Source organism: Nocardia brasiliensis IFM 10847 (assembly GCF_000710915.1).
Taxonomy (GTDB): domain Bacteria; phylum Actinomycetota; class Actinomycetes; order Mycobacteriales; family Mycobacteriaceae; genus Nocardia; species Nocardia brasiliensis_A.
Window position 1 is genome coordinate 1 of record NZ_BAUA01000123.1, and the last position, 7132, is coordinate 7132.

Sequence of the window (7132 nt, forward strand, 5' to 3'; positions counted from 1 at the left end):
TCCGGGGAGAGCCCGCGGCCGGGGTGATCGGGCGGTACCGTGCCCGCGGCCTGCCGATCCAGCTGGGAGTCGGCGGGATCACCGAGCCGCAGCTCGATCAGGGTGCCGATCGTTTCCGGCACGGCGAGCCGGGAACGGGTCCACGGCGGCAGCGTGACCACGAGGTGGATACCGCAGGGCGGCCCCTGCGTCGCCACGGTGACCAGCGTCTGCTCCAGGGCGGGGTAGTCCTGCTGCAGTACATCGAGTCCGTCGACGATCAGGAAGACATCGCCGTACTCGTCGGCGGACAGCGGATCCGCGGCGCGCTTGCCCGGCGGCAACTCGGCCAAGCGCGCTTTGTGCGAACGGAATTCGTGCATCGAAGTGAGCCCGAGCTCGCGGAACCGCTGTTCTCTGCGCCCCACCAGCGCCGCGACCTCGGCGACGGTGCGCCGTACGCGATCCGAATCACGGCGTCCGGCAACCGATCCCACGTGCGGGATATCGGCGAGCCCGGCCAGCACGCCGCCCAGATCCAAGCAGTAGAACTGCACCTGCTCCGGAGTGTGCGTGGCCGCGGCGGCCACGATGAGGGTCCGCAGCGCCGTCGACTTGCCCGAGCGCGGTCCGCCGACGATCGCCATCTGGCCCGAACTACTGGACAGGTCGGCGACCAGCACGTCCCGGCGGTGTTTACGCGGTACATCGACGATCCCGATCGGCAGCCGCAGCGCGCCGGACAGATCAGCGGACAGGGTGGTATTCCACTGCCGCAACAGCATGCCCACCGTCGTCGAATCGCTCAGCGGCTCGGGCCAGATCTGGTGCGCCACCGCGCCGTCGCGGCCGAGGGCGACGGCCAGCGATTCCGCCACCGGCCGGTCGACGCCGCCGCTGCCCGCGCTCGCCGGGCCCGGGCCGGATGCGTACGCGGCCCGGAAACGGGTGACGGTGCCCGCACCGATCCGCAGGTAGCCGTACCCGGGTATCCGGGGCAGGTGATAGGCATCGGTGGTGCCGAGCACCAGTCGCGACTCGGTGGGTGAAAAGGTGCGCAGCGCAATGCGATACGACAGATAGCTGTCCAGCGCGCGCAACCGCCACTCGTCCGGGCGTTGTGTGCCGAGCAGCAGATGCATGCCGAGCGAACGACCCAGCCTGCCGATCCGTACCAGCACGTCGACGAAGGTCGAAGTCCCGGAGAGCAATTCCACGAACTCCTCGATCACGATGACGAGTTCGGGCAGCGGCGGCAGCGCCTTGCCGGTGGCGCGGGCCTGCTCGTATTCGCCGATCGTGGCGTACGGCCCGGCGTCCTGCAGCAACTGCTGGCGTCGCTCGATCTCGCCCGCGAGCACCTGCTGCAGCCGTTCCCGCAGGTAGAGGTCCTGTTCTACATCGCGGACATGACCGGCCAAGTGCGGCAGGCAGCTCAGCGGCTGGAAGGTCGCGCCGCCCTTGAAATCTACGAGCAGGAAGTTCACCCGGCTCGGGGGGTGGTGCAGCGCCAGCCCGAGCACGATGGTGCGCAGCAGTTCGGACTTGCCCGCGCCGGTCGCACCGACCACCAGCCCATGCGGTCCCATGCCGCCGTCGCCGACGTGCTCGAGATCGATGAACACCGGCTCGCCGGGTCGCGTCGCGCCGATCGGAGTCCGCAACCCCTCGCGCGGCGTCCGATCCTGCCACCAGCGGGTGAGATCGGGCATCGACACGTCCTCGATGCCGTGCAGCGCCGCGAAATCGACGTCGACATCGGCGCTGGTCTGCCCGGCCCCGGCACCGGGCGCGCTGTGCCGGGCGCGCAGCCTGGCCACCAGATCCGCTGCGCCATCGGTCATATCGTCGACGAGCGTGGGGTCGGCCGGCGGCTCGCGAATATCGGGCACTGCGATCCGGAAAGGCTGCTGCTGGTGCAGGGCCCACCCCGGCCCCTCGGGCAGGCGCAACGCACGCTCCGGGTCGATCCGGGAATCGCCGGGCCGGTGCAAGCGTAGTTCGATCTGCACGGTCAGCAGCCGGGCCATCCAGTCCGGCACGTCGTTCCAGTCCCGGACGGTGGCGATCACGTGCACGCCGAACTCCGGTCCGGCATCGGCGATCCGCCGCACCATCTCCGGCACCCGGGGCAACTCCGCGAAATCGTCCCAACGGTCCAGGATCAGGAACAGGTCGGGCACCGGCCCCTCGGCCAGCGCGGCGCGAACCACCCGCAGATTGGCGGGGGAGTCGATGGTGTGCTTGCGGTACAGCCGCTTTCGACTGCCGATCTGCTCGAGTATGCGCCGTAACAACGCGTCCACCTGCTCGGGCTCGTCGTCACCGACCACGTCCGCGACATGCGGCAGGTCGCGCATGGAGCCCAGGCGATTACTCGATTCCAGGACATGGATCCGCGCTTCGTCCGCCGAGTGGGTCAGCACCAGCGCGGCGACCAGGGTGCGCAGCAGCGTGCTCTTGCCCGAACCCGCCCGGCCGACGACGAGCAGGCCGTCGTCCGCACCGGCGAACTCCAGCTGCACGATATCGCCCGCCGTGCCGTCGGGACGGCGCTGCCTACCGATCGGCACGGCCAATCGCGAAGTGCCCCACCAGTTCTCCGCGCGCAACCCGGCGTCGTCATCCACCTGCTCCAACCGGCCGAGCAGACTGCCGAGCAGCACCCGGTCGCCGCTGTCGCTGGCCCCGGGGGTTCGGCGCCGAGTGCGGGCGATGAACACCTCGTCGTTGAGAAAACCGTAGTGACTGGGTGTTTGGCGATCGGTGCGGCGGCGCACCTCCTCGCTGACATAGGTCCACAGGTCGTGCGTGCTGATCTGACCGGTGCCGTTGCCCACCGATCCCGCAGTGGTGATACCGCTGACGATGGCCGAGGTAAACATCGACAGCGGCACGGAATCCTCGGTGGCGGGCCGGATTCCGTCCTCGGCGATCTGCACGCCGGTGCAGGCGGTCATCACGCAGATGCCGTCGCCCGCGACGAGGTGCTGGCCGACCCCGTCATCGATGCCCCCGGCCGCCTTGATCACATCGCTGCCGAGGAAGGCTCCGCTGTAGCAGCAGTCCAGGAGAATGACCTTGGCCGCGGCGCTGGACTCACGGATCAGCTCCTTGATGAACGAGGACGACACCGCGGAACTGCTCGGCAGCGTCGGATCCGTATTGCAGGCGGCCAGATACAGATTGCGACTCGTGCGAAAGCCGTGCCCGGAGTAGTAGAACAGCACGAGATCTTCCGAACGCGCGGTGCGGAACAATCGTTCGATGCTGCGCTCGATCTCGGTCTTCGACTCGTTGACCAGGATCTCCGCCGGTTGGAACGCGCCGATACTGGGATCGTGCAACAGGTTTCGCAGCTCGCGGGCGTCCGAGACCGGTGCGTAGAGCTGCGAGATCGACGTCGAATGAAAGGTGTCGTTGGCGACGAACAGCGCGATCCGGCGGCCCCGGGGGCTAGTCATCGCCTAACAGACTCCGTAACTGATCGACGACGCCGTCGACCTGCCCATCGGTCGGCCGGACGATCGTGACGCCACGATTGCCCTTACGGACCGTGACGGATTCGGCCCGGTTCCGCGCGAGAAACCGGATGACGATATCGCGAACGGCCCAGGACGCGGCGCTGAGCGCACCCCCGGACACGAGCAACTGACCGAGCTCGACCGCGGTACCGGATTTCGTCCCGGAACTGCCGGCCTTGGTCACCGGCTCGACCGCCACGCCCGAGATCTCGCGCAGCTCCTCGGCCAGCTCCTCGGCCAGCCGGTCGAGCCGCTGTTCCTCCCGCGGATCGACGGTGACGATGAACAACACGTCGGCCATCGATATGCCTCCCCATTTCGACTGCCGCATCCCACGGCACACCGTCATTCTAGTGCGTGGGAAGCCAAATGAGCTGCGCTCTTGCACCTATGGGATAACAACAGTGTCCCCGGCGCGGCGGTGGTTTCACCCCGTGCGTGCTCACCAGTCGTGGCTGATGATCTTCGAATTGCGCAGTGCGCGCAGAGTCGCGGTGGTCATGCGGTCGCGCAACTGCCCCACCCGCGCGGTCCACTGCCGGGTGAAGCCGGGATCGGCTTCCAGCCCCTCCCACAACCGCCGCAACTGCGGCGCGGTGTGCGCGCCCGGCATCCAGAGCGGCACGAGCTGCTCCAGCACGGGCACGAGCTGCTCCAGCACCATCTCGGTCTCGTGGTCGGCCCTGGCGCCGCGGTCGGCTACCTGGCCGATGGTGGTGAGCAGCCAGTCATGGATCGCGAGGTCCTCGCAGAAGCGTTGTGCCACAGCGGCATCCTGCGGACCGAGGGTGAGTCGCACGGTGCGCAGCGTGTCGCCGGCCAGATGAAACGCGAAGTGGGGCCGGTACTCCGGTTCCGGCGACACCTCGACGGACCAGCGCAGTCGCGTGCTGCCCGCGCGGAAAGGCACCTTCTGGTCGAGTCGCGGGTCGACCCGGGTGAAGGTGGACATGCGCTGGCTGACCGAGGTCAGGTCGAGCTGCTCGGCGTCCTGCGCGTGCAGATGACCGTCCGCGATCCGGCAGGCCGGTCGCGCGCCGAGCGCGCTCACCGCGTCGACAGTGCCCGGCCTGCTCAGGTAGTACGACCACGGTTGCCGGTCCTGCGCCCGCATCACCCTGGTGTGGGACGAGCCCTGTAACACCCGGCCGCCGATCACCACCGTGCGCGAGGCGACGGTGCCGATCACGTGAATGTGCTTGCCCGACATCGGGATCAGGTCACAATCCACGCCTTCGAATCGATTCGGCGACACCACCAGGGGCATCGGCCGCGCCCGGGCGCTCACCGCGATACCGGGTTGCACCGCGCTCAGCAGCTCGACCCCGGCGGTCGTGTCCAGTGCGTTCCGGGACGGCAGCAGACAGGTGTGGATCTCGCCGAGCACGACCAGCGGCGGGTCGTCGGATGCCACGACGGCGTCGTTCATCTCACGCTCCGTCCGCGCGCGGGAGCTTGGCGACCTCGTCGACGAACATGTGGGACAACCGACCGGTGATCTCGCGCGGGATCGTGATCCGTTCGCCCGCAGCGCGTTTGACCGCCTTCGCCAGGACTTCCTGGTCGATGACGATATGGTCCAGAATGGTCTGCACCGCGTGTTCGATCTTCACGTACTCCCGCGGCAGAATGGACAGCGCGCGGTAGGCCTCGAACGCCGCCGCCTGCGGGTTCAATTTGACCACCGAGGGCATTTCCCACCAGCGCTCCGGCCACGGCCCGTCGTGCGGCTGCGGTTCGACCACCGCTTTGCCCTCGTAACGCACCATGCCCAGCCGCAGGAGCTGCCAGACCGCGGCCAGGAACGGGCACGACCACCGGGTGTGCTCTTCCCCGTCCTTGTTGATCTGGGTGTTCCACAGCTCGATGTCCAGGAAGATGGTGTGCTCGCGGGACGCGAACTCCTCCGGCGTGCGGTATTCCGCCACCTGCATCGCCTGCGCCGAATCGTGGTCGGAGGAGCGACGTCCGTTGCACAACCAACCGGATTCCACATCCGGCGGGCGCCGCCCCGTCGTCTGCTTCAACGGCTCGGCGACGACCCAGGACGCGATCATCTCGGCCAGCTCGATCTGCTGTCCGGTCATGCGGCCGTTGACATACAACGGTGTTTCCCAGCAGCCCGCCTCGCGCGCGAGATAGTCGATGCGCAGGTCGCAGTCCGCGGCGATACCGAGCACCTTGGGCAGGATCTCACTCGGTTTGGTATTCGCGCCGAAGTAGTCGTCGATCAGGAAACACGTACTCACCCTGGCGGATTCGCCGTACTCCGCCTTGGCGTCCATGGTGTACAGATCGACCAGCCGGGCCACCTGCCGGAAATGGGCGCGGATCTTGTCCTCGCCGTTCACCAGGCTCTTCATATAGAAATGCCCGGTTTCGATGGAGAGGTGCGCGAAATTCACGCCGGCCACCGGGACCTGCTCGGTCGCCTCGCTGTAGACGGTGACACCGTTCATCGTCAGTAGAGCCTCTCCCACGTCGCGACGTTCATGAGGCCATCGGCCAATTCCTCGAAAGCCTCGACCGTGCCTTTGTTCGCGATATTGCGGTCGACGTCGGAATCGAGGATCAGCTGCTCGCGCCACTGGAGCATAGGTTCCACCGGAGTGGTGCCCAGCGTGACACTCTCGCCGAGCTGATTTCTTTGCGCCAGATATTCCAGAGCCTTGTTCTGTTCACGTAACCAAGCCCACTGGGGCCCGCGGTCCTTGTCTCCTTCGCCCTCGTTCGTGTCCGGCACCGCGGTGCGGACGTAACGGACCGAGTCCAGCAGCCGGCCCGCGTCGTGCCCGCAATTCGTACCCGTCTCCAACAGGCCGTTCGGGCCGTGCACCAGCCCGTTCGCGGCCAGAATATGCTGGCGCGTCCAGCGGTGGAAAACCAGCCAGCGCGACTCGACCGACTGCAGCGGATCGGCTGCCGTGGCGCGCAACACGATCTCCAGGGCCGCCGACCGGCCCGCGCTGAGGTCCACGAATATCACATCGAATTCTTGCTGACAGATCACCATCAATTCGATGCATTTCTTCACCACCGGCTCGGTGGCCGCGAATTCGCCGCCCCCGCGATCGCCGGGGAACAGCGTGAGCTCGTACGGATGCCTTATGGCACGCAGGTTCTCGCGATTGGTCTGCGAACGGATATCGTAGCGGACCGGCGGATTCACCGCGCCGGTGAAATATTGGTGCAGGCCGTTTCCCTCGACCACGCCGCGATCCATCTTCTCGATTTCGAACAGCGCGCCCGAGGTGGGCGAGCCGAAATCGAAATCGAGATAGGCGACTCGATAATCCTTCGCGCTCAGCCGATAGGCGAGATTACAGCTGGTCACCGAGCGTCCGGTGCCGCCTTTGTCCGAGGTCGAGAAAACCAGGATGGAATCGCTCAAGCTACTCACCTCTCCTGGCATCGAGGCTGGCCACTTCCAGCGCGTCCAGCTCACGCAACGCCTGATCGCAGAGGCTGAACGCGGTCGCGGGCCGCTCGTCGATCAAAACGCTTGCGCGCAAAAGGTTTTTCTCGATGTTCTCCAGTGCCCGGCGATTCGGCGTGTTGTCCTTTTCGCTGAGGTCGAGGAAACGCTGATTGAGCAGGTGATCGGCTTCGTCGAGCAATTCCAGCGCCCG

5 protein-coding genes and 1 pseudogene are annotated in these 7132 nt (G+C 66.9%); all 6 read right to left on the reverse strand.

Features of this window, described 5'->3' with window-relative positions:
- The coding region (locus NBRGI_RS44275; RefSeq protein WP_036560932.1) for a caspase, EACC1-associated type at positions 1-3443 on the reverse strand (3443 nt) is incomplete at its 3' end.
- Positions 3436-3804, reverse strand: coding sequence for a hypothetical protein (locus NBRGI_RS26500; RefSeq protein ID WP_029899928.1), 369 nt, complete (start codon positions 3802-3804; stop codon positions 3436-3438). The genes NBRGI_RS44275 and NBRGI_RS26500, both read right to left, overlap by 8 nt.
- Before the next feature lie 141 nt (positions 3805-3945).
- Positions 3946-4932, reverse strand: a complete 987-nt coding sequence (locus NBRGI_RS26505) for an SCO2521 family protein (RefSeq protein WP_029899929.1) — start codon at positions 4930-4932, stop codon at positions 3946-3948.
- A gap of 1 nt (position 4933) precedes the next feature.
- Positions 4934-5983: an SCO2522 family protein gene (locus NBRGI_RS26510; RefSeq protein ID WP_235211109.1), complete on the reverse strand. Its 1050-nt coding sequence runs from the start codon at positions 5981-5983 to the stop codon at positions 4934-4936.
- Positions 5965-6948: an SCO2523 family variant P-loop protein gene (locus NBRGI_RS26515; RefSeq protein WP_235211110.1), complete on the reverse strand. Its 984-nt coding sequence runs from the start codon at positions 6946-6948 to the stop codon at positions 5965-5967. Before NBRGI_RS26515 ends, NBRGI_RS26510 begins: the two co-directional genes overlap by 19 nt.
- Positions 6896-7132, reverse strand: a pseudogene (locus tag NBRGI_RS26520) (SCO2524 family protein); the annotation flags it as partial. The gene NBRGI_RS26515 and the pseudogene NBRGI_RS26520, both read right to left, overlap by 53 nt.

Coding starts and splice junctions, on each gene's coding strand:
- NBRGI_RS26500 (WP_029899928.1), bottom strand. CDS start 3,804: ATGGCCGACGTGTTGTTCATCGTCACCGTCGATCCGCGGGAGGAACAG.
- NBRGI_RS26505 (WP_029899929.1), bottom strand. CDS start 4,932: ATGAACGACGCCGTCGTGGCATCCGACGACCCGCCGCTGGTCGTGCTC.